The organism is Streptomyces sp. JNUCC 63 (genome assembly GCF_054366325.1).
In genome coordinates, this window is record NZ_CM135963.1 from 416,201 (window position 1) to 437,898 (window position 21,698).

At 70.4% G+C, this 21,698-nt stretch carries 19 protein-coding genes and 2 pseudogenes; 15 read left to right on the plus strand and 6 right to left on the minus strand.

From position 1 onward, the window contains the following. Positions 1–23: 23 nt before the first annotated feature. From ACX25U_RS01925 to ACX25U_RS01940, 4 genes are read left to right on the plus strand one after another with little or no spacing between them, the layout of a single operon-like run. Positions 24–1,607 carry an acyl-CoA carboxylase subunit beta gene (locus ACX25U_RS01925; RefSeq protein WP_454388462.1) on the plus strand — a complete coding sequence of 528 codons (1,584 nt, stop codon included), beginning with the start codon at positions 24–26 and terminating at the stop codon, positions 1,605–1,607. A 10-nt stretch (positions 1,608–1,617) separates the two neighbouring features. Next, a complete protein-coding gene (locus ACX25U_RS01930; RefSeq protein WP_454388464.1) occupies positions 1,618–1,824 on the plus strand; it encodes an acyl-CoA carboxylase subunit epsilon in 207 nt (68 codons plus the stop codon). 19 nt (positions 1,825–1,843) lie between these two features. Further along, entirely contained in the window at positions 1,844–2,308 is a 465-nt protein-coding gene (locus tag ACX25U_RS01935; protein ID WP_454388466.1) for a cobalamin B12-binding domain-containing protein, read from the plus strand. Continuing rightward, the gene (locus ACX25U_RS01940; protein ID WP_454394768.1) at positions 2,305–4,080 is read left to right on the plus strand and encodes an acetyl/propionyl/methylcrotonyl-CoA carboxylase subunit alpha; all 1,776 of its coding nucleotides are present in this window, start codon (positions 2,305–2,307) and stop codon (positions 4,078–4,080) included. Before ACX25U_RS01935 ends, ACX25U_RS01940 begins: the two co-directional genes overlap by 4 nt. A gap of 391 nt (positions 4,081–4,471) precedes the next feature. Here ACX25U_RS01940 and ACX25U_RS01945 read toward each other — a convergent pair whose 3' ends face one another. Further along, entirely contained in the window at positions 4,472–5,746 is a 1,275-nt protein-coding gene (locus tag ACX25U_RS01945; protein WP_454388468.1) for an ArgE/DapE family deacylase, read from the minus strand. A 581-nt stretch (positions 5,747–6,327) separates the two neighbouring features. Then, positions 6,328–6,792: pseudogene (locus tag ACX25U_RS01950) on the minus strand (transposase); the annotation flags it as partial. Positions 6,793–7,782: 990 nt separating this feature from the next. Between ACX25U_RS01950 and ACX25U_RS01955 the strand changes: the two are divergent. From ACX25U_RS01955 to pqqE, 9 genes are all read left to right on the plus strand, one after another. Continuing rightward, positions 7,783–9,099, plus strand: coding sequence for a LytTR family transcriptional regulator DNA-binding domain-containing protein (locus ACX25U_RS01955; RefSeq protein WP_458633799.1), 1,317 nt, complete (start codon positions 7,783–7,785; stop codon positions 9,097–9,099). A 39-nt stretch (positions 9,100–9,138) separates the two neighbouring features. Continuing rightward, positions 9,139–11,379: a catalase/peroxidase HPI gene (katG, locus tag ACX25U_RS01960; protein ID WP_454388472.1), complete on the plus strand. Its 2,241-nt coding sequence runs from the start codon at positions 9,139–9,141 to the stop codon at positions 11,377–11,379. 249 nt (positions 11,380–11,628) lie between these two features. Then, complete coding sequence (locus tag ACX25U_RS01965; protein ID WP_454388474.1) at positions 11,629–12,090, plus strand: MSMEG_3727 family PQQ-associated protein; 462 nt, start codon at positions 11,629–11,631, stop codon at positions 12,088–12,090. Between the two features lie 19 nt (positions 12,091–12,109). Further along, complete coding sequence (locus ACX25U_RS01970) at positions 12,110–13,813, plus strand: PQQ-dependent dehydrogenase, methanol/ethanol family (protein WP_454388476.1); 1,704 nt, start codon at positions 12,110–12,112, stop codon at positions 13,811–13,813. Positions 13,814–13,859: 46 nt separating this feature from the next. Beyond that, positions 13,860–13,958, plus strand: a complete 99-nt coding sequence (pqqA, locus tag ACX25U_RS01975; RefSeq protein WP_454388477.1) for a pyrroloquinoline quinone precursor peptide PqqA — start codon at positions 13,860–13,862, stop codon at positions 13,956–13,958. Positions 13,959–14,094: 136 nt separating this feature from the next. Beyond that, positions 14,095–14,982, plus strand: coding sequence for a pyrroloquinoline quinone biosynthesis protein PqqB (gene pqqB, locus ACX25U_RS01980; protein WP_454388478.1), 888 nt, complete (start codon positions 14,095–14,097; stop codon positions 14,980–14,982). Positions 14,983–14,986: 4 nt separating this feature from the next. After that, on the plus strand, positions 14,987–15,685 hold the full coding sequence (pqqC, locus tag ACX25U_RS01985; protein WP_454388480.1) for a pyrroloquinoline-quinone synthase PqqC: 699 nt from the start codon (positions 14,987–14,989) through the stop codon (positions 15,683–15,685). A 5-nt stretch (positions 15,686–15,690) separates the two neighbouring features. Further along, on the plus strand, positions 15,691–16,020 hold the full coding sequence (gene pqqD / locus ACX25U_RS01990) for a pyrroloquinoline quinone biosynthesis peptide chaperone PqqD (RefSeq protein WP_454388482.1): 330 nt from the start codon (positions 15,691–15,693) through the stop codon (positions 16,018–16,020). Further along, entirely contained in the window at positions 16,013–17,149 is a 1,137-nt protein-coding gene (gene pqqE, locus ACX25U_RS01995; RefSeq protein WP_454388484.1) for a pyrroloquinoline quinone biosynthesis protein PqqE, read from the plus strand. Before pqqD ends, pqqE begins: the two co-directional genes overlap by 8 nt. 5 nt (positions 17,150–17,154) lie before the next feature. Here pqqE and ACX25U_RS02000 read toward each other — a convergent pair whose 3' ends face one another. From ACX25U_RS02000 to ACX25U_RS02010, 3 genes are all read right to left on the minus strand, one after another. Next, a complete protein-coding gene (locus ACX25U_RS02000; protein ID WP_454388485.1) occupies positions 17,155–17,682 on the minus strand; it encodes a manganese efflux pump MntP in 528 nt (175 codons plus the stop codon). Between the two features lie 988 nt (positions 17,683–18,670). Then, positions 18,671–18,880 carry a hypothetical protein gene (locus tag ACX25U_RS02005; protein ID WP_454388486.1) on the minus strand — a complete coding sequence of 70 codons (210 nt, stop codon included), beginning with the start codon at positions 18,878–18,880 and terminating at the stop codon, positions 18,671–18,673. Positions 18,881–18,976: 96 nt separating this feature from the next. After that, entirely contained in the window at positions 18,977–19,165 is a 189-nt protein-coding gene (locus tag ACX25U_RS02010) for a hypothetical protein (protein WP_454388488.1), read from the minus strand. 164 nt (positions 19,166–19,329) lie between these two features. Here ACX25U_RS02010 and ACX25U_RS02015 point away from each other — a divergent pair. Then, positions 19,330–19,554 (plus strand): annotated as a pseudogene (locus ACX25U_RS02015) (hypothetical protein); the annotation flags it as partial. A gap of 87 nt (positions 19,555–19,641) precedes the next feature. Beyond that, positions 19,642–19,875 (plus strand): BON domain-containing protein, encoded by a 234-nt coding sequence (locus ACX25U_RS02020; protein WP_454394870.1) that lies wholly within the window; start codon positions 19,642–19,644, stop codon positions 19,873–19,875. A 45-nt stretch (positions 19,876–19,920) separates the two neighbouring features. Here ACX25U_RS02020 and ACX25U_RS02025 read toward each other — a convergent pair whose 3' ends face one another. Further along, complete coding sequence (locus tag ACX25U_RS02025) at positions 19,921–21,666, minus strand: sensor histidine kinase (protein ID WP_454388490.1); 1,746 nt, start codon at positions 21,664–21,666, stop codon at positions 19,921–19,923. Between the last annotated feature and the right edge of the window lie 32 nt (positions 21,667–21,698).

Below are 21,698 nucleotides of genomic sequence, written 5' to 3' on the forward strand. Positions count from 1 at the left end.
CGAGCCCCGGGGTGGAGCAACCAGTGAACGACATCGACATCCGTACGACCGCGGGCAAGCTCGCGGATCTGCAGCGCCGCATCGAGGAGGCGACGCACGCCGGCTCCGAGCGCGCGGTGGCCAAGCAGCACGCCAAGGGCAAGCTGACGGCCCGGGAGCGGATCGGGCTGCTGCTGGACGAGGGCTCCTTCGTGGAGCTGGACGAGTTCGCCCGGCACCGCTCGACGAACTTCGGGCTGGAGGCCAACCGCCCCTACGGCGACGGCGTGGTCACCGGCTACGGCACCGTGGACGGCCGCCCGGTGGCGGTGTTCTCGCAGGACTTCACCGTCTTCGGCGGCGCGCTGGGCGAGGTGTACGGGCAGAAGATCGTCAAGGTGATGGACTTCGCCCTGAAGACCGGCTGCCCCGTCATCGGCATCAACGACTCCGGCGGCGCCCGCATCCAGGAGGGCGTCGCCTCGCTGGGCGCCTACGGGGAGATCTTCCGCCGCAACACCCACGCCTCCGGCGTGATCCCGCAGATCTCCCTGGTGGTGGGCCCGTGCGCGGGCGGCGCGGTGTACTCCCCGGCGATCACCGACTTCACCGTCATGGTCGACCAGACCAGCCACATGTTCATCACCGGCCCGGACGTGATCAAGACGGTCACCGGCGAGGACGTGGGCTTCGAGGAGCTGGGCGGGGCGCGCACCCACAACACCGCCTCCGGGGTGGCCCACCACATGGCCGCCGACGAGAAGGACGCCATCGAGTACGTCAAGCAGCTGCTGAGCTACCTGCCCTCCAACAACCTCGGCGAGCCGCCCGTCTTCGACGAGGAGGCCGACCTGGCGGTCACCGCCGAGGACCTGGAACTGGACACGCTGGTGCCGGACTCCGCCAACCAGCCCTACGACATGCACACCGTCCTCGAGCACGTGCTGGACGACGGCGAGTTCTTCGAGACCCAGCCGCTGTTCGCGCCGAACATCCTCACCGGCTTCGGCCGGGTGGAGGGCCACCCGGTGGGCGTGGTGGCCAACCAGCCGCTGCAGTTCGCCGGCTGCCTGGACATCGACGCCTCCGAGAAGGCCGCCCGCTTCGTGCGCACCTGCGACGCCTTCAACGTGCCGGTGCTGACCTTCGTGGACGTGCCCGGCTTCCTGCCCGGGGTGGGCCAGGAGCACGACGGCATCATCCGCCGCGGCGCCAAGCTGATCTTCGCCTACGCCGAGGCCACCGTGCCGCTGATCACCGTGATCACCCGCAAGGCGTTCGGCGGCGCCTACGACGTGATGGGCTCCAAGCACCTGGGCGCCGATGTGAACCTGGCCTGGCCCACCGCGCAGATCGCCGTGATGGGCGCCCAGGGCGCGGTCAACATCCTGCACCGCCGCACCCTGGCCGAGGCCGAGGCCGCCGGCGACGCCGAGGCGGTGCGCGCCCGGCTGATCCAGGAGTACGAGGACACCCTGCTCAACCCCTACGTCGCGGCCGAACGCGGCTACGTCGACGCCGTGATCATGCCCTCGGACACCCGCGCCCACCTCGTGCGCGGCCTGCGCCAGCTGCGCACCAAGCGGGAAACCCTGCCACCCAAGAAGCACGGCAACATCCCCCTGTGAAGGAGCCGCTGTGATCAAGGTCGTACGAGGCAACCCCACCCCCGAGGAGCTCGCCGCCGCCCTGGCGGTGATTCAAGCCCGCCGCGCGGCAGCGGCACGCACAGCGACCGGCTCCGCTCCGCGCCGCACCGGTGTCTGGGCCTCTCCTCACCTTCTCCTGCGCACGCCGCACACCTACGGCCCCGCGGGCTGGCTCGCCCCATCCCTCCCCCAGTGAACTTCCGATCGGAGAGACCATGAACGCCCTGCGACAGCGCGCAGACCTCGGCGGCGCGGCGGCGCCGCCCCGACTGCGCGTGGTGATCGCCAAGCCCGGACTCGACGGTCACGACCGCGGCGCCAAGGTGATCGCCCGTGCGCTGCGCGACGCCGGCCATGAAGTGATCTACACCGGCCTGCACCAGACCCCGGAACAGATCGTCGCCACCGTCATCGCCGAGGACGCACCCGTCCTGGGCCTTTCCGTCCTCTCGGGCGCCCACCTCACGATCGTGGAGCGGGTGATCGAGCTGCTGGCGCGGGAGGACGCCGGCGACGTCCGCATCCTGGTCGGCGGCATCATCCCGGACGCCGACGTCCGCGCGCTCAAGGCCATGGGCGTCGATGCGGTGTTCACCCCGGGCACGGACATCCGCCGCATCGTCGAGACCGTCGACGAGCTCGGCGCGACCCTCGACGACACGCTGGAGGCGGCATGCTGACGAAGGTGCTCATCGCCAACCGTGGCGAAATCGCTGTCCGCGTGGCCCGGGCCTGCCGGGACGCCGGGATCGCGAGCGTGGCCGTCTACGCCGACCCGGACCGGGACGCCCTGCACGTCCGCGCCGCGGATGAGGCGTTCGCCCTGGGCGGTGACACCCCGGCCACCAGCTACCTGGACATCGACAAGGTCCTCAAGGCCGCCAAGGAGTCCGGCGCGGACGCCATCCACCCCGGCTACGGCTTCCTCTCGGAGAACGCCGACTTCGCCCAGGCCGTCCTGGACGCCGGCCTGACCTGGATCGGCCCGCCCCCGCACGCCATCCGCGACCTGGGCGACAAGGTCGCCGCCCGGCACATCGCCCAGCGCGCCGGCGCCCCCCTGGTCGCCGGCACCCCCGACCCGGTGAGCGGCGCGGAGGAGGTCGTCGCCTTCGCCAAGGAGCACGGCCTGCCCATCGCCATCAAGGCCGCCTTCGGCGGCGGCGGCCGCGGCCTGAAGGTCGCCCGCACCCTGGAAGAGGTCCCCGAGCTGTACGACTCCGCGGTGCGCGAGGCGGTGGCCGCCTTCGGCCGCGGCGAGTGCTTCGTCGAGCGCTACCTGGACCGCCCCCGGCACGTGGAGACCCAGTGCCTGGCCGATGCCCACGGCAACGTGGTCGTGGTCTCCACCCGGGACTGCTCCCTGCAGCGCCGCCACCAGAAACTGGTCGAGGAGGCCCCCGCCCCCTTCCTGTCCGAGGCGCAGACAGCCGAGCTGTACCGGGCCTCCAAGGCCATCCTGAAGGAGGCCGGCTACGTCGGCGCCGGCACCTGCGAGTTCCTGGTCGGCCAGGACGGCACCATCTCCTTCTTGGAGGTCAACACCCGCCTGCAGGTCGAGCACCCGGTCACCGAGGAGGTCGCCGGCCTGGACCTGGTGCGCGAGATGTTCCGCATCGCCGACGGCGAACCGCTGGGCTACGACGACCCGCCGCTGCGCGGGCACTCCTTCGAGTTCCGCATCAACGGCGAGGACCCCGGCCGGGGCTTCCTGCCCGCCCCCGGCACCGTCACCCGCTTCGACGCGCCCGCCGGCCCGGGCGTGCGCCTGGACGCCGGGGTGGAGGCCGGATCCGTCATCGGCCCCGCCTGGGACTCGCTGCTGGCCAAGCTGATCGTCACCGGCCGCACCCGCGCCGAGGCGCTGCAGCGCGCCGCCCGCGCGCTGGCCGAGTTCACCGTGGAGGGCATGGCCACCGCGATCCCCTTCCACCGCGCGGTGGTCACCGACCCGGCCTTCGCCCCCGAACTGACCGGTTCCACCGAGGCGTTCACGGTCCACACCCGCTGGATCGAGACCGAGTTCGTCAACGACATCGCCCCCTTCACCGCCCCCGCCGACACCGCCGAGGCGGACGAGGAGACGGGCCGCGAGACCGTCGTGGTCGAGGTCGGCGGCAAGCGCCTGGAGGTCTCCCTGCCCTCCTCCCTGGGCATGTCCCTGGCCCGCACCGGCCTGGCGGCCGGCGCCCGGCCCAAGCGCCGCGCCGCGAGGAAGTCCGGCCCCGTCGCCTCCGGCGACACCCTGGCCTCCCCCATGCAGGGCACCATCGTCAAGATCGCCGTCGAGGAGGGCCAGGAGATCAAGGAAGGCGACCTGGTCGTCGTCCTGGAGGCCATGAAGATGGAACAGCCCCTCAACGCCCACAAGTCCGGCACCATCAAGGGCCTCACCGCCGAGGTCGGCGCCTCCCTCACCTCCGGCGCCGCCATCTGCGAGATCAAGGACTGACAGGCGCCGCGCACGAGCGCGAGGAAGTCCGGCGGACCACTGCGAGAGTCCGCCGGGCTTCTCGCGTTCCCGCCCCCTCCCCCGACGGCCCGTGCGGCCCGAGCGGCCAGGTCACCGACCGCCTCCGCGGCCCAGCCCTGGATGAGTCGCACGGCGAGAGAACCGTCCACGTTGCCCTGGAAACTCCCACCGGCGCGCTTGGGAGCCAGGTCGAGGGCTGTCCGTAGCCGGTCTGCCGACAGCCCGACGACGCGGCCGACCGCCACGGAACTCGGCAGCCGCGAACGCGACGTGGACCGGTGAGGAACCGAGTACGGGCGGATGCGCAGCAACTCGTAGGCCTCACGGGGGCGATCACTTCGCCCCCGTGAGGGTTGCGGCCTCCTGCGCGCTACTTCGTGCCGACGGTGCGCAGCACCGCGAGGACGAGGGTGCGGGCCACGGCGACGATCTCGGTGACGGACACCCGCTCTCGGGGGCCGTGTGCCAGCCGGACGTCTCCGGGCCCGAACTGCAGCGTGGGTATGTCCGCCGCTGCGTACAGTCTGAGATCGCTTCCGTACGGCGCGCCGCGCTCAGGGACCCGCGGCCCGCCGACCGCGTCGCTGTGGGCGTCACGGACCAGAGCCGCCAGCGGATGTCCCGCAGGCAGTCGGCCGCTCGCAAACCGGCCACCGGGCCAGGTGACGTACGCAGGGTGGTCGCGCAGCCAGGGATCCTCGGCGCATGCCTCGGCCACACACGTCTCGAAGTCGGCGACCGCCTCGGCCGGGTCCTCGCCGAGCCGAACGCCGAGTCTGCCCTCGGCAACAAGGCTGTCGGGCACGCTGCTCGCCCAGTCACCGGAGCGGAGTGTGCCGACGGACAGCGCGTAAGGGATTTCGTACTCCGCCAGCAGCGGGTCGACCGTCGCGTTGCGCCGGGCCTCCAGGCGGGCCAGCGCCTGATGGAGGGGCATATACGCGTCGATGGCGCTGACTCCCGCATCGCGCGTGCTCGCGTGTGTGGCCAGGCCCCGTACCTCGATACGGAAGGTCAGAGCACCGGCGTTGGCGGTCACGAGCGCGCCGCTGGTCGGCTCGGTGATGATGCACGCATCTCCGGTGTGCCCGCGCTGGAGAGTGGCGAAGGCTCCGAGCCCGCCGTCTTCTTCGCCGACCACGAAGTGGGCGGCCACTCGGCCACGCAGCCTCGCCCCACTTGCCCGAATCGCCGTCAGGGCAGCGAGGTTCGCGACCAGTCCGGCCTTCATGTCACAGGCGCCGCGGCCATGGACGACGTTTCCCCCCACTCTCGGAGTGAAGGGATCGCCGTTCCACTGCCGCAGGTCGCCGGGAGGAACGACGTCCACGTGGCCCTGCAGAATCATGGTCGGTCCGTCACCGCCGCCTGGTGTGGCCGCCACCAAGCCCCATGCCTCGTCACGTGGTGCCTCGGTTCCGGGGAACTCCGGGTGTGTGCGCAGTGCGGGCAGGTCCGCCGGCCACAGGTCGACGTCGAAGCCGAGACGATCCAGTCGTCGCGCCAGATGGTGCTGGATGTCGGACTCGGCGCTGCTCCCGGTCACGCTCGGGATCGCGAGCAACTCCACGAGCGTCCGGGCGATGGCCGTCTCGTCGATCGCCTCCAGAGCGGCGGACTCCTCGGAACTGAGCGCTGCCTTCATATGGGCACTCCTGGTCGTTGCGGCACAACGGGCGAGCCCGGATGCTATGTTCGCGCTCTGCTCGCAATCAATCGCCATACCCTGCCGTTGATTCCCGATTCCTTGCTTACCGGTGGTTCGGGTGGCTTCGACGCTTCCCTGCGCGCTTCTGAGCCGTCCACCTGGTGACCCTGGCCTGCGCGCGGTCGGGCCGCGTACAGCTCGTGCTCGTCGCCCTCGATCGCGTGGAAGAGCTCAACACTCCAGTCGCAGTTCGCTGTTCCTGCCGGTCAGGAGCGAGGTCGTGAGCGTACTGGGTTGATTCTCCGTCAGGTAACGGGAGTTCGTGGCCTCGGGTGCGCGGTATGTACGTCAGCGTGAGACGGTCACCTGCCAGGAGTCGCCGGATCTCCGCCACGGTGAGTGGAACGAGAGTGTCGGAACCGTTGCTGCTGCCCCCCTTCGCACCCCTGCGGCAGCGGCCATGGCGGCGAGGAAAGCGTGGGCGGGCATGGCCAGGGTGATGTGCCGGTACCAGCTCGGTGACGGCAGTGCCGACCGGTGCGGAGGCGGGGTAGTAGGCGGTCTCGTCCGGGCGGGCCGGGCTGCGGCGAGGCCAGGGCCCGCATGATGACGGCCTTCGCGAGGTCGCCCTTGGTGGCGAACGCGCGCTCGTCGGGAACCGGCGAAGACGCCGATCCGGCCGGGGGTACCCCCTGGGGATTCTCCGTGTGGCCCGCCGTGCCGGGGTGCTGCCGTTGCATCCCGGCCGAGACCGTTCCCTTCTTGTCCCTTCTTGATGAACCCTGTGTCGTCGACGATCACACCCCTGCCGGGTCCCCGAGCTTCTCGGCGACGTATGCCTGCAGGTCATCGCGGACCTCGTCGGGATTTCAGCAGGCCCGGCTCAGCAGGTGCCGCGACCTCGCAGGGGTGCGGTGACCGGTGTGCTCGGCCGGCTGCCGGCTGTTCTTCCGGCCCACCGGTCCGAGCAGGCCGTGCACGTAGGCCCGCATCCGCCGTCGCGGATCCACCCGCCCGAAGCGGTGACCGATCCGCACCAGCAGCTCCTCCGGTTCCGCCGACCGGACATCGGGCCGTCCATCGTCCTGCACGGGAAACCCAACGGGCCACCGCACCCGAGTACGCTCACGAACCCGCCCCTGACCAGCAGGAACAGCGAGCTGCGACTGGAGCTGACGCTCACTGGGGCCTCCCCGGACGTGCTGCGCTCAGGCCGCCGGTTGCTGATCTTCGCGAGCGTGGTCACGTCGGCGTTGAACGTGGCGGACCCCCTTGTGGTCGGCAAGTACGGGAAGGCCGCGTTCGACGCAGTCGGACCGCTCCTCCTGATCGGCTGGGCTGAAGTCGGTCCAGGCTTCTTGCAGGCGATCGGTGCCGGCTGTCCACCGACGGCCGCGCATGACGTCGTCGGCATCGAGCAGCCGGTTGTGCAGGCGCCGGAGCAGTCCGAGGCCGGTTGTCCTCGCCGTGATGCCGACGGGGACCAGGACAGGGTCAGCGTGAGGGAAGGAGCTCGGCCGTCCCCCACAAGCCGTTCGCCGGAGGCACTCCTGGATACGGTTCGGCGGGAGGACAAAGCGCATCGCAACCCACCAGAAGCCGACATCGGCAGAGACCTTGCGCGTCCGGCTGGGCGCAGGCGCTGCTCCGGGTACCGGTCCACCGGGTGGACCGACTGCTGCGAGCCGCGCACCCTGCCCGCGGGTGCGCTGCCCGAGACCGGCCGGGAAGCGACATTTCGCACACGCGGCCCGGAGAGGGACGTGCGCAGCCCGACAACCGTACCTAGGGTGGGGAGTGCAGGTCTGTGACACAGCCTGGAACGAGTGACGAAGCAGGAAGACGCGCGACGCAGCGCCCGGTCCGCTGCAGGCCCGGCCGCGACGAGCGGCGACCGGCGCGGACCGCGCGCACGCCGTCGGGCGTCGGGGATGAACCAAGGGCGGTTCTGAACCATGAGGGATGTACATCGGCTTGAGCCCGTCCCGGCGAACCTGGGCAGCGACACCGTGCTCGCGGCGTGGGAACGGTTCGTGCAGGGCGAGGATCGCATCCCGGGTGTCCGGCCCCTGGTGGCGATCTCCTGGCATCGCTGCCGAGAGCAGTACCGGGTCGATCCTCACCTCGCAGAGGCTCCGGTGGCCGTCGCGGAGCCCGACCATACGCCCGAGCACGATGTCGTATTCGCCGAGCTGGGTTTCCGTGCCGCCTCCGTGGCACATGAAGTGGGCAACCTCGGTGGCGTCGTCACCGTCACCGATGCCACTGGCCGGATCCTGGCCGAGTGGGGTGATCAAGCCACGCTCGCCAGGGCCGGCGACTCCAATCTGGCGCCCTGGTTCTGCTGGTCCGAGTGCGCGGTCGGCACGAACGGCATGGGCACGGCGCTCGAGGCGCACGGCCCGGTATCGATCAGTGGCGCGGAGCACTGGTGCCAGGCGTTCCACAACTGGGTCTGCGCGGGCATCGCGGTGCGTGACGTGGTGACCAGGGAACCGATCGCGGTCCTGAGCATCTGCTGCTGGCACAGCCGGCTTCCCGAGTCCGCGGGAAGCTGGCTGGCGAACGCGGCCACCATGACCCAGTGCCTGCTGAAGAGGCGCGCCCGGGACAGCGGTGCCGAGTTGGTCGCGGCCTACACCCAGTCCAGGGCACGCTCCAGTGCGGCGCTCGCCGCGGTGGACACCGCGGGCAAGGTGGTGATCGCCAACGACATGGCAAGCGTGCTTCTGGGCGTCCCGGCATGCACCCCGGCGGTCGACCCCACGCTGCGCTGGAACCCCGGGCTGCCGGAGTTGATCGCAGCCGCCCGGTATGCCACCAGGCATGCGGCTCGCAATCCTGGCTGGGTCGGCTCGACGCAGATCTTCGCCCACCTCGCCGAGGAGCCGACATCGATCAGCATCCGACCCGTCTTCTCGTCCGGACACCTGATCGGGCACCTGGTCTCGTTCGGTGCCGCCGACGGGGCGCAGCTGCCCCAGGCGGAGGGGTCCGCGCACCCTCGGGCGCAGCCTCGCCGACTGGTCGCGATGCGCGACAACCGGATGGTGCTGCTGCGGCTGCCGGAAGTCTCCTTCGCCGAATCGCGGGGAAACGACGTGTGGCTCTCCACCGATCAGGGGCGCTTGCGAGCCGCCTCTCCGAGCCTGGACAAGCTCGACAGTGAGCTGGCGGATGTCGGCTTCCTGCGGGTGCACCGCCGGTATGTGGTCAACCTCAGCCGCGTCCGGGAGGTCGAGCGCGGGCTCAAGGGCGAGCTGTCCCTGGTCATGGATGGCCGGACGAACGAGATGGTGCCGGTTTCCCGGCGCAACGCGCCGGCGGTGCGTCGCACGCTGGACATCTGAGTTCCCCGGTACAGCCTCTGTTCCCGGAAGGAGATTCCCGTGTCCGACAGTCCGGACGCCGTTGCCGGCGAGACGAACGTCGGGAACGCGGGCGGCCTCGGCCTCTCCGTCCCGGCCGGGCACCGCGGTCACCCGGTCGGGGGCGCGAGCAACCACGACTGGTGGCCGAACCGGCTCAACCTGGCGATCCTCCGGAAACACCCCGCCACGGCCGACCCCATGGGCGAGGGCTTCGACTACGCCGCGGAGTTCCGGACGCTCGACCTCGACGCCCTGGCGCGGGACGTCGACGAGGTGCTGACGACGTCGCAGGAGTGGTGGCCGGCCGACTTCGGCCACTACGGGCCGCTCGTGATCCGGATGGTGTGGCACTGCGCCGGGACGTACCGCATCGACGACGGCCGCGGTGGCGCGGGCACCGGCATGCAGCGTTTCGCGCCGCTGAACAGCTGGCCGGACAATCGCAACCTCGACAAGGCGCGCCGGCTGCTCTGGCCGGTGAAGAAGAAGTACGGCCGCAAGATCTCCTGGGCCGACCTGATGGTCTTCGCGGGCAACCGCGCCCTGGAGACGATGGGCTTCACGACCTTCGGCTTCGCCGGCGGCCGGGCGGACGTCTGGGAGCCCGACGATGACATCTACTGGGGTCCCGAGCGTGCCTGGCTCGGCGACGAACGCCACGGCGGCGTCCGGGAGCTGGAGAACCCTCTGGCCGCCGACCAGATGGGCCTCATCTACGTCAACCCGGAGGGACCGAACACCGTCCCGGACCCGCTCACCGCGGCCCGGGACATCCGCGAGACGTTCCGGCGCATGGGGATGAACGACGAGGAGACCGTCGCGCTGATCGCGGGCGGCCACACGTTCGGCAAGACCCACGGCGCGGCCGACCCGGAGGCCCACCTCGGCCCCGAACCCGAGGGCGCCCCCCTCGAGGAGCAGGGCCTGGGCTGGAAGAGCAGCTACGGCACCGGAAAGGGCGCGGACACCATCTCCAGCGGGCTCGAGGGTACGTGGACGCCCACCCCGACGAGATGGGACAACAGCTTCTTCGAGACCCTGTTCGGCTACGAGTGGGACCTGGAGCTGAGCCCCGCCGGTCTGTGGCAGTGGATCCCGAGGGACGGCGGTGGGGCCGGCACCGTGCCGGACGCCCACGACCCGTCGACGACACACGCCCCGACGATTCTGACGACGGACCTCGCGCTGCGGTCGGACCCGGTCTACGAGCCGATCTCGCGGCGCTTCCTGGAGAACCCGGACCAGCTCGCGGACGCGTTCGCCCGGGCCTGGTTCAAGCTGACGCACCTCGACATGGGCCCGATCCGGCGCTACCTCGGACCGCTGGTCCCCCGGGAGACGCTGCGCTGGCAGGACCCGGTCCCCGCCGTGGACCACGAGCTCGTCGGGGCGGCGGACATCGCCGCGCTCAAGAGCCGGATCCTCGCCTCCGGGCTGTCGGTCTCCCAGCTCGTCTCGACGGCGTGGGCGTCGGCCTCGACGTTCCGCGTCAGCGATAAGCGCGGCGGGGCGAACGGCGCGCGCATCCGCCTCGAGCCGCAGCGGGGCTGGGAGGTCAACGACCCCGACACGCTGGCACAGGTGCTGCGCACCCTGGAGGGGATCCAGGAGTCCTTCAACAGCTCCCGGAGCGGGGGCAAGAAGGTCTCGCTGGCCGACCTCGTCGTGCTCGGCGGAGCCGCCGCCGTCGAGCAGGCCGCCAGGACCGCCGGCCACGACGTCCAGGTCCCCTTCGCTCCGGGACGCACGGACGCCACGCAGGAGTGGACCGATGCGGAGTCCTTCGCCCCGCTCGAGCCGACCGCGGACGGGTTCCGCAACTACCGCGGCAAGGGCAACCGGCTGCCGTCGGAGCACCTGCTGGTCGACCGCGCGAACCTGCTGAACCTGAGCGCGCCCGAGATGACCGTCCTCGTGGGTGGCCTGCGGGTGCTGGGCGCCAACTGCCGGCAGTCGCCGCTGGGCGTCTTCACCTCGGCGCCCGGGTCGCTGACCAACGACTTCTTCGTGAATCTGCTCGACACGGGCACGGAATGGAGGCCGACGTCCGCGACCGCGGAAACCTTCGAGGGTCTCGACCGCGCCACCGGCGAGGTCAGGTGGACCGGTAGCCGCGTCGACCTCGTCTTCGGCTCGAACTCCGAGCTGCGTGCCGTCGCGGAGGTCTACGCGAGCGACGACGCACGGGAGAAGTTCGTGCGGGACTTCGTCGCCGCGTGGGACAAGGTCATGAACCTCGATCGGTACGACCTCGCTTGATTCCCCCACTCCTCCCAACGGCGGCACATCAGGTCCGAACGGTAGCTGGTCGCGGACGAACGGCATGAGCCGTCCGGTGTGATCCCTCCGGCGTAGCGTGCTTTGCAATACTAATTTTTTGCTCTTTCCGACGCGATTCCACTTTGCGTGGCGCGCCCCCTGACCGCCGATTACAGCCCGGCATCGGACGACGCAAAAAGGGAAATTTCGAGGTCAATTCGGATTCGGGATGAGGAGAGTGAAGCCCCGATGACGACCGCGCAGGAGCGGTCCGACCTGCTGAACAAGATCGGGTTGGCCGCACAGAACAAAGCAGCGCTGGGTCAAGTGCTGGGAACCGGAAGCATTGCGCAGGCCACCGAGGGACCGGACGGCCGCATGCAGGCCACAATCCGCATCAACCCGGATGAGCTGGCCTGGGATCCCTCCATTCTGGTCATGCCCCATGGAGGCGATATCGAGCTCGAGCTCGTCAATGACGACCTGAACACGCACTGCGCGCTCCTGCCGAGCAATGGCGACCGGAAGTTCATCTGGTTGGTGAACCATTCGCGAGGACGGGCGGCCCTCAACCTCGACGGGCCGGGCTACTACTGGTTCGGCTCGCCCACGGGCAATGACGAGGGTCGGGGACTGACCGGGGCCATCGTCGTCCTGGGGGACGCTCCGCCGGAGGCTCGCCTCGACCGTCCCGAGCAGCCGCGGCCGTAGGAAGAAGGAGGAGGAGCACATGACGACCGTCGACTACGTGGACGCGGGCTGGGCTGTCGACCAGGGAACCCTGAACTACAAGACCCCAGGGGGAGACGTCGCGCCGCCGGTAGTGGCCGACGTCGACTACGAGCGCATACTCAACGCCCGCGAGGAGCCCCAGAACTGGCTCACCTACTACGGCGCCTACAACGGGCAGCGGTACAGCCCGCTGGACCAGATCAACACGGAGAACGTCAAGCGCATCGGCCCCGCATGGGTCTTCCAGGCCGGCACGACCGGTCTGATCGCGGGCGCGTCGACCTACTCGTTCGAGGCCGCCCCGATCGTCGTCGACGGGATCATGTTCCTCTCCGGCTGGGACGGCTGGGTCTGGGCCCTCGACGCGAAGACGGGTGTGGAGATCTGGCGGTACAAGCATGCGGTCCCCTTCGACGTGTCCCTGTGCTGCGGGAACGTGAACCGTGGGGTCGCCGTGGCCCAGGGGAAGGTCTTCTTCGTCGCGGCGAACGCTCGTCTGCTCGCGCTCGACGCCACCAACGGCAAGCGGGTCTGGGACAGGACCTACGGAGACGTCCGGGCCGGGGAGAGCGCCACGCTCGCCCCGCTGGTCGTGAAGAACATGGTCATCGTCGGGAGTTCCGGCGGCGAGTTCGGCGTACGCGGCCACCTCGACGCGTTCGACCTCGGCACCGGCGAGCACCAGTGGCGCTGCTACATGGTGCCGAAGCCCGGGGAGCCCGGCTCGGCGACCTGGCCCGCCGATGGCGAGGCCTGGGCACGGGGTGGGGCGAACCCCTGGATCACCGGCACCTTCGACCCGGAGACGAACCTGCTGTACGTCGGCACCGGCAACCCGGCGCCCGACTTCGACGGAGAGGTGCGCCCGGGCGACAACCTCTTCACCGACAGCATCGTCGCCGTCGACGTGGACAGCGGTCAGATCCGCTGGCACTACCAGTGCACCCCGCACGACGTGTGGGACTACGACAGCATCGGCGAGTGCATCCTGTTCGAGCAGGACGGGCGCAAACTGCTCGGGCACTTCGACAAGAACGGCTACTTCTTCGTCCTTGACCGCACGAACGGTGAGCGGGTCCAGATCACCCCCTTCGTGGACCGCATCACGTGGGGGGCGATCACGAGGGACGGCCAGGTGACGGCCAAGGTGTACCCGGACAAGGAGGGAGTACCGGTCCACTTCTACCCGGGTCCGGCCGGCGCCAAGGAATGGACCCATGCGGCCTACAGCCCGAAGACCGGACTCTTCTACGTCCCGGTCCAGGACACCGGGGCCACGGCCACCCGGCGGCGCCGGGAGTTCAAGGAGAGCATTCCGTACTGGGGCGCGGGCGTTCAGGTGGACATCGAGGACATGGCGGGGTCCATCAGCGCGTTCGACACAGGCGGCGAGGAGAAGTGGCGCCGGCGCAACGAACTCCCGATGTGCGCCTCGGTGCTGGCCACCGGCGGCGACCTGGTGTTCGCCGGTAAACCCTCCGGGGAGTTCGTCGCGCTCGACGCCCGCACCGGGGAGACTCTGTGGCAGTTCCAGTGCGGAAGCGGCCACCACAGCAACCCGACCACCTACACGGTCGACGGCAGGCAGTACATCGCCGTGCCGGTCGGCTGGGGCGGATGGGCCGAGGGGTTCCTCCCCGGCATGCTCGGCGCGGGGCACGGAAGCGCCCTGATCGCCTTCGCCCTCCCGGAATCGTCGTAGCGCGTGACCGGAGCCTGCCCGATTCGGGCGGAGAGGAGGTGAATCCATGGAGTCTCAGCTCGCTGTGTGGGAGACGCCCGAGTTCGAAGAGATCGGAGTCGCCGCCGAGGTGACCATGTACGTCGCTCGGTTGGAGGAGGAGTAGCGGACCAGTGGACGTGGGGCGGCGCCGGACCTGGTCCGGCGCCCTCCGACGGCTCGGGACGGCCACGGACGGCCGGGCCGACGACGGACGGCCGGGCCGGCGACGGACCCGGATCTTCGACGAACGGAGTGCCGGCGTGTTGCTGCGAGTGCTGGGCTCGGCGGCGGGGGGCGGCTCCCCGCAGTGGAACTGCGGCTGCCCGGTGTGCGCCGCGGTCCGCTCCCGGGCCGGCCTCGCGCGCACCCAGTCGTCGGTCGCGGTCAGCGCCGACCGTCGCCGGTGGTTCCTCGTCAACGCCTCGCCCGACGTCCGCGCCCAGATCGAGGCCTTCCCCGGCCTGCACCCGCACGACGACCGGACGACGCCGCTTCAGGCGGTGCTGCTCACCGACGCCGAGCTGGACCACACGCTGGGCCTGCTTCTGTTGCGCGAGGCCCGCGCCCTGCGGCTGTACGCCACGCCGGCGGTGCGCGAGACCCTGTGCGTCGGCTCGGGGATTCTGCGCACGCTCGAGCGCTACTGCCCGGTCGAGTGGCGGGCAGTGACCCCCGGCGTCGGCCTTGCCCTGGCGGACGGGCTGTCCTGCCGGGCGTTCGACGTGCCCACCACCAAGCGCGACCGGTTCGGAGCCGGGGCGGACCACGGCCGCGTCGTGGGCTACCGGCTGACCGACGAGCGCAGCGGGGGGACGCTGGTGTACCTGCCAGGGGTGCAATCGCTGACGCCGGCGCTGCGCGTGGAGATCAAGGGCTGCGCATGCCTGCTGATCGACGGGACCTGCTGGCGCGACGACGAGCTCGTACGGCTCGGCCTGGCCGGCAGGACGTCCCGGGAGATGGGCCACCTGCCCATCGACGGCCCGGAGGGCAGCCTGGCGCAGCTCCCGTCGCTGAGCGTGGGGCGGACGATCTTCGTGCACATGAACAACACCAACCCGATCCTCCTGGAGGACGCGCCCGAGCGGCGTATCTTGGAGGAGAGCGGCATGGAAGTGGCCATGGACGGCCTCGAGGTCCAGGTGTAGTGCCGTGACGACGACAACCACGGGAACCGGCGCCGACGGCTTTGTCGAGACGTTGCGGGCACACTCGCGGCGCTACCACGACCAGCACCCGTTCCACGTCCGGATGAACGCCGGCCGGCTGAGCCGCCGGCAGATCCGGGGCTGGGTGGCCAACCGCTTCTACTACCAGGAGAACATCCCCCGCAAGGACGCCGCGATCCTTTCCAACTGCCCCGACCTCGAGGTCCGCCGCCGCTGGATCCGACGGATCGTCGACCACGACGGCACCACCGCCGGCGAGGGCGGCGTCGAGGCGTGGCTGCGCCTCGGCGAGGCCGCCGGGCTGACCCGCGAGGAGATCCGGGACCACCGGCACCTGGTGCCCGGGGTGCGGTTCGCCGTCGACGCCTACGTGAACTTCGCCCGGACCCGCCCGTGGGTGGAGGCGGTGGCGTCCTCGCTCACCGAGCTGTTCGCGCCCGACCTGATGGCGGCGCGGCTGGCCGCGTTCGAGCGGTGGTACCCGTGGATCGACCCCGAGGGCCTTGCCTACTTCCGCGCCCGCCTGGAGCAGGCCCCCCGCGACTGCGAGCACGCCCTCGAGGTGGTCACCGCGCACTGCCTCTCCGCCGAGTCCCAGGCGCGCGCCGTCGACGCGCTGTCGTTCAAGTGCGACGTCCTGTGGAGCCTGATGGACGCCATCGACCAGGCCTACCCGGAGTGACCATCATGGACCCGACCCATACCGGAACGACCCGGACCGGAACCAGGACCCGGCCCGGCACCGGGGTGTCCGGCTCGGAACGGCCCCGGCTGACGCGCCATGTCCGGCTGACCTTCTGCCCGACCAGGCAGCGTCGGATCCTGCTGCTCCCCGAGACGGTGGTGGTTCTGAACGGCAGCGGCGCGGACATCCTCGAGCTGTGCGACGGGCGGCACACCGTGACCGAGATCGTGGCCGAGCTGGGCGCGCGCTACCAGAGCGTTCCCGACGACGAGGTGCGGCAGTTCCTGACCCGGCTCGTCGCCCGGCGCTGGGTGGAGCTCGACGATGGATAGCCCGTTCGGGTTGCTCGCCGAGCTCACCTACCGCTGCCCGCTGGCCTGCTCGTACTGCTCCAACCCGCTGAACATGGGCGACTACCAGGACGAGCTGACCACCGACGAGTGGCGGCGGGTACTGGTCGAGGCCGGCGACCTGGGGATTCTGCAGTGCCACCTGTCCGGCGGGGAACCGCTGCTGCGGCGCGACCTGGTGGAGATCGTGGCGGACGCCCATGACCTGGGCCTCTACACCAACCTCATCACCAGCGCCCTCGGACTCTCGCGCCCGAGGGCCGAGCAGTTGCGGGCCGCCGGCCTGGACCACGTGCAGATCAGCATCCAGGCCGACGAGCCGACCAGGTCCGACCGGATCGCCGGAACCCCGTCCTTCCAGCGCAAGATCGAGGCGATGGGCGTGGTCAAGGAGCTGGGCTGGCCGCTCACCATGAACGTGGTGCTGCACCGGTACAACATCGACCGCGTCGCCGACGTGCTCGGACTGGCCGAGAAGGTGGGCGCCGACCGGGTGGAGCTGGCCAACACCCAGTACTACGGCTGGGCCTGGCGAAACCGTGACGCGCTGCTGCCGAGCCGGGCCCAGCTCGAGGCGGCCGAGGTCGTCGTGCGGGCCGCCCGCGAGCGGTTGCGGGACCGCATGGACGTCATCTACGTCCTCCCCGACTACTACAGCCGCTACCCGAAGCCCTGCATGGGCGGCTGGGCCTCCCGGCAGCTGACCGTGACGCCGAACGGCGACGTCCTGCCCTGCCCGGCCGCCCAGCCCCTGCCGTTGCCGCGGGCCAGCGTGCGGGAGGACCCTCTGGAGCGGATCTGGGCCGAGTCCCCGGTGATGACCGCGTTCCGGGGGACCGACTGGATGCCGGAGCCCTGCCGGAGCTGCCCCCGGCGGGAGCTGGACTTCGGCGGGTGCCGCTGCCAGGCGTTCCTGCTCACCGGCGACGCCGCCCGCACCGACCCGGTCTGCCACCTGTCGCCCGACCACGACCTGGTCGCCCGGGCGGTCGAGGCCGCCAACGCCGACTCGCGCGCCGACGCTCTTCGGCTGATCCCCCGCGCGCACCGGGTTCGCCGGCCGATCGGCCACCCGGGTGGAGCGGGCCGGTCCGCTCCCGGGGTCGGGTGAGCAAGCTAGCTGCCGAACACCAGCGGCAGCGTCACAGCGGCGATGATCAAGCTGACCCCGCTCAGCAGGTCCGAGCGGATCCGGACGAGGCGCGCCGCGGCCCGCCCGAGCTGGAGCCCGATCAGCGACATCACCGCCGTGATGAGGCCGAAGACGGGGGCCGAGAACCACGGCGAGAGCCCGAGCATCCCCAGGCTCGCCCCGGCGACCAGGTTGTCCAGGCTCAGCGTCAACGGGATGCCGAACAGCGCCCACGGATGGTCCAACTCGTCCGGCTCGGGGTTCCGAAGGGCCGAGATGACGAGGTAGAGACCGTATCCGCCAAGCGCGGCCGCGCCCACCGGATCGGCGACGCCCCCGACGGCCTCCCCGATCCGGCGACCGATCAACAGCCCGGTCAGGGGCATAATCGCGTCCCACAGCCCGAAGGTCAGCGCGACCTGCACCGCGCGCTTCAGACCGAATGGGACGGTGCCGAGCGCGATCGATACCCGGAAATTGTCGAGACTGAGTACAAAACCCAGGGCCAGCATTCCCCAGATCATGGCGACGCCGCTGCCCGATGACGACCGGCGCCGACAGGAACGACTTTGCCTCGGCTAGCATCCGCCATAGTTGGACATGATATCTCAGATGACCCACGGGATAAACCCTGCAAGCGGATTTCCGGCAGATTCTCGACACTACTCGCCCCATGGTGACCCACAGGCTTGCCAGGGTGCCTGACGAGCGCATTCACGGTGGGTCCGTCCGCTGCAGCGCGCGGGGCCCGCCACCTCATGGTGGTCCGCTCCCGGAAACACTCCCGCATCGCCGGAAAACCGCCGGAGCCAGGAGCCGACCCCGGACGAACCGGCGGTCCGGACAACTGATGTGTTTTCCCAGGAGGTGCGTCAGCAATTCCGTGCCCACGCGGAGGGGCCAACGCCACTTGCTCAAGCCAGGGCGATCCTCCAGGCGAGAGTTTGCGAGTAGTCAGCTGAGGCACTGGCACCAAGAAACACCCGTCCGGCATACGAATCAACGGACGGTCGGCAAGCGGGTTGAACCTGTACTGCGACAGAAGGGTCGGCTTCGGGATCACTTCAAGGGCAGCAGCGAAGTTGGGCTGGTCGAGCCAACCAGGACTGCAATATCCACCGTTGGAGTAAGCACCCCCGTGCAATAGTGGCCCTACACCTACGGCGTCGGTGACACTCGCGCCGAGCAGCTGCCGAAACGTCTCCTCGGAGAGGACTCCAATTTCTTTCGACCGCTGTAACCGTTGAAAAACGCGTCAGCCCGCGCCACTTCCTAGGAGTTCGGCCCTTGGTAAGGGAACTGTTCACAGGCAGTGCGGGTCAGGATTGAAAGCGGTGTCGCCGGCCGACTGTCCCTGAACTTTTCTGCTGGCGTGATCTTTCGGAAGAGCAAACAGCACCGTGCCGGGCCGGCTTCACGAGGGAGAATTGAACGATGAGTATTCCCGCACAGAAGGAAAGCGCAGGCAGTCGCAGCCAGAGCCCAAGGTGTAGTGGGCACCTACTCTCGGGTGCCCTTGCCTTCAAGGGCAAGTGATGTGGCGGCCATCGCTTCCAGAAGGGCTCGCTGCTTGAACCTACGCGCCTCATTCTTGAACATCTCGTAGGTGGTGTCATCCGGGTCAGCACTGACGATCACAGGATCATCACGGAGCTTCCGATCGATTTGTGCCGGTGATTTACGATCTGCAACGGAGTTGCCGTCGCTCATCGTGGTCAAGGTAGGGATCGTGCCACGCCCTGCTTACGCGGTCAGCGCGATGACGACTGTCAGGGCGGCGTCGTTCAGCGAGTCTGTCCGGTTTGATCACGTGATGCCGAGGGTGGCCGGGGGTCGGGTGGCGCTGCGCGCGTGGTGACGGAGGCCGGCGGCGATGCTGGTGTACCTGGCGAGGCGGAGGGCTCCGACGGCGAGGTTGCGCAGACCGGCCGTGGCCCGAGGAGCCGCCCCGGTGCGTACGCGGGAGGCGTCCTCGGCCCAGGCGGTGCCGCGCACGTGGTGGGTCTTGTTCCCGATGCCCGGTGCCGGCGCACACGGTGCGCGATCCCGGCGGCGTCTGCCTGCTCGGCGGCCAGGTCGGTGACCGCGTAGACACGCTCGAGGCCGGCCTTGCCGGTGGTGACGATACGGCGGCGCACGATCTGCACGGCCTGCGCGGCGTGCGGGAAGTCCAGTCCGGCCATGGCGGCAGTCCTGACCCTGGGGGTCGGACCCTCCGGGGAGGATCTCGTCGCGGCCGTGGGCGGTGGCGCGGGCCGTGCCCAGCAGCGGCACGTCCCCACCAGGGAGGCTTCTTCAGGCGCTGGTACGGCAGCGGCTGGTCCACCACCTGGACTCTCTGGGCCGGCCCCAGCATCGACCGCCCTGCGTGGACGATCACAGCCTCCTCCTGCACCCCCCCTTCGCTACTGGCCGACCTGGCCGAGAACCCCGCCCACGGCACCGGCACCCGGACGCACGCTCTCCCGTACGTGGAGATCGACCGTGACGTGCTCGCGCGGACCCTGGGCCTGACTCCGGCGGACGTGAGGCTCAGCGTGACCGACGGCCGGGTCGCGCTGGAGGGGGCCGTGCAGGCCAGAAGCCCCATCCCGGTGATCGAGGTGATCGAGCGGCTGTGCGGCGGGGTGGACGGCGTGATGTCCGTCAACAAGGACACCATCCACCGGTCCGACGGCACCCGGGGACACGCCCACCGCGTATGAGCCACCGACCGCACGCGCACCCAGCGCCGGTCCGTCCGGCCAAGGTCACTGACCGGGAGTGTCCCTTCCCCCGTTCACCGGCGCGTGCCACACCAGTCTGGTCCCGCCGCCGTCGGGCGTGGTCCACTCCAGGTCGCCGCCCAGTTTCTGGGCCCGCTCGGCCATGTTGGCCAGACCGCTGCGGCGGCCCCCGGACGGAATGCCCACGCCGTTGTCGGTGACCGTGACGCGTACCGTCCTGCCGTCGGTCTCCAGCACCACCTCCGCGCGGTCGGCGTGCGCGTGCCGGGCGATGTTGGCCAGCGACTCGGACAGGACGGCCACCACGTGGTCGGCGCTCTCCCTGGGCACATGGGTGTCGAGCAGCCCCTCCATCCGCACACTGGGCGCGAAGCCCAGCACCGGCGTGGCCTCCCCGACCACACGCACCGCACGCGCCCGCAGGCCGGGGGCCTCCTCACCACCGCGCATACGCAGACCGAAGATCGTCGACCGGATGATCCTGATGGTCTCGTCCAGGTCGTCCACCGCCCGCAGCACACGCTCCTTGGCCCCGGCATGGTCGATGAACCGGCCGGCGCTCTGCAGCGTCATGCCGGTGGCGAACAGCCGCTGGATCGCCAGGTCGTGCAGGTCCCGGGCGATGCGGTCGCGGTCCTCCAGCAGAGCGATCTGCTCCGCGTCCTGCCGCCGCTCGGCCAGCTCCATGGCCAGGGAGGCCTGCGCGGCAAAACCCCGCAACGGCTCCAGCTCCTTCTGCGAGAAGGCGGTCGCACCGGCCTCCCGGGCCAGCAGAACCACCCCCCGGACATGCCCGTCCGAGGCCCCGACGGGCACGGCCACGGCCGGCCCCAGGCCGGCGAACCGCGGCGGGCCGGCCGAGACCCGCGGATCATGCGCGACGTCCCGACTGCTCACCGGCGCCCCGCCGGCGAACGCCTCCCCGGCCAGGGTGCCCTCGACGGGCAGCACCAGGCCGCGGTGCGCCTCCGCCCGCAGACCGACCGCCAGTTCCACCGTGAGCGTGCCGGTGCCCCTCACCGGCGTCGACATCACCACCAGCGCCGCACCCGTGATCTCACGCGCGCGCTCGGCGATCAGCTTGAGCACCTCCGCCTGGGCGGCACCCGACATCAGACTGTGGGTGATCTCCGCGGTGGCCCGCAGCCAGCGCTCCCGCAGCCGCGACTCCTCGTACAGCCGCGCATTGTCGATCGCCACCCCCGCCGCCACCGCGAGCGTGGCCAGCACCGACTCGTCCTCCTCGTCGAACTCCAGCCCGCCCCGCTTCTCGGTCAGGTACAGATTGCCGAACACCTGCTCCCGCACCCGGATCGGGACACCCAGGAAGGAGTTCATCGGCGGATGGTGCGCCGGGAAGCCGTACGAGGCCGGATGCTCCGACAGCCTCGGCAGCCGCAGCGGCTGCGGACGGCGGATCAGCTCACCCAGGATCCCGTGCCCCTCCGGATACGGGCCGATCCGGGCGATGACCTCCTCGCCGACCCCGACGGTGTGGAACGCCGACAGCCGCCTGCCGTCCGGACCGATCACACCCAGCGCCGCGTACTCCGCGTCCACCAGGGCCGCCGCCGCCTCCACGATGCTGTGCAGCACCTGCTCCAGCTCCAGCTCCCGGCCGACGGAGAGCACCGCCTCCAGCAGACTGTGCACCCGGTCCCGGGTCCCGCGAGCGGCGTCCAGGCGCGCCTGCAACTCCTCCAGCAGCTCGTCCAGCCGCAACTGCGGCAGCCGCACACGGGCCTCCCCGGACTCCTCGGAGCTTCCCACCGCTGACCCTCCAGCCTCTGTGACGTGCCGGA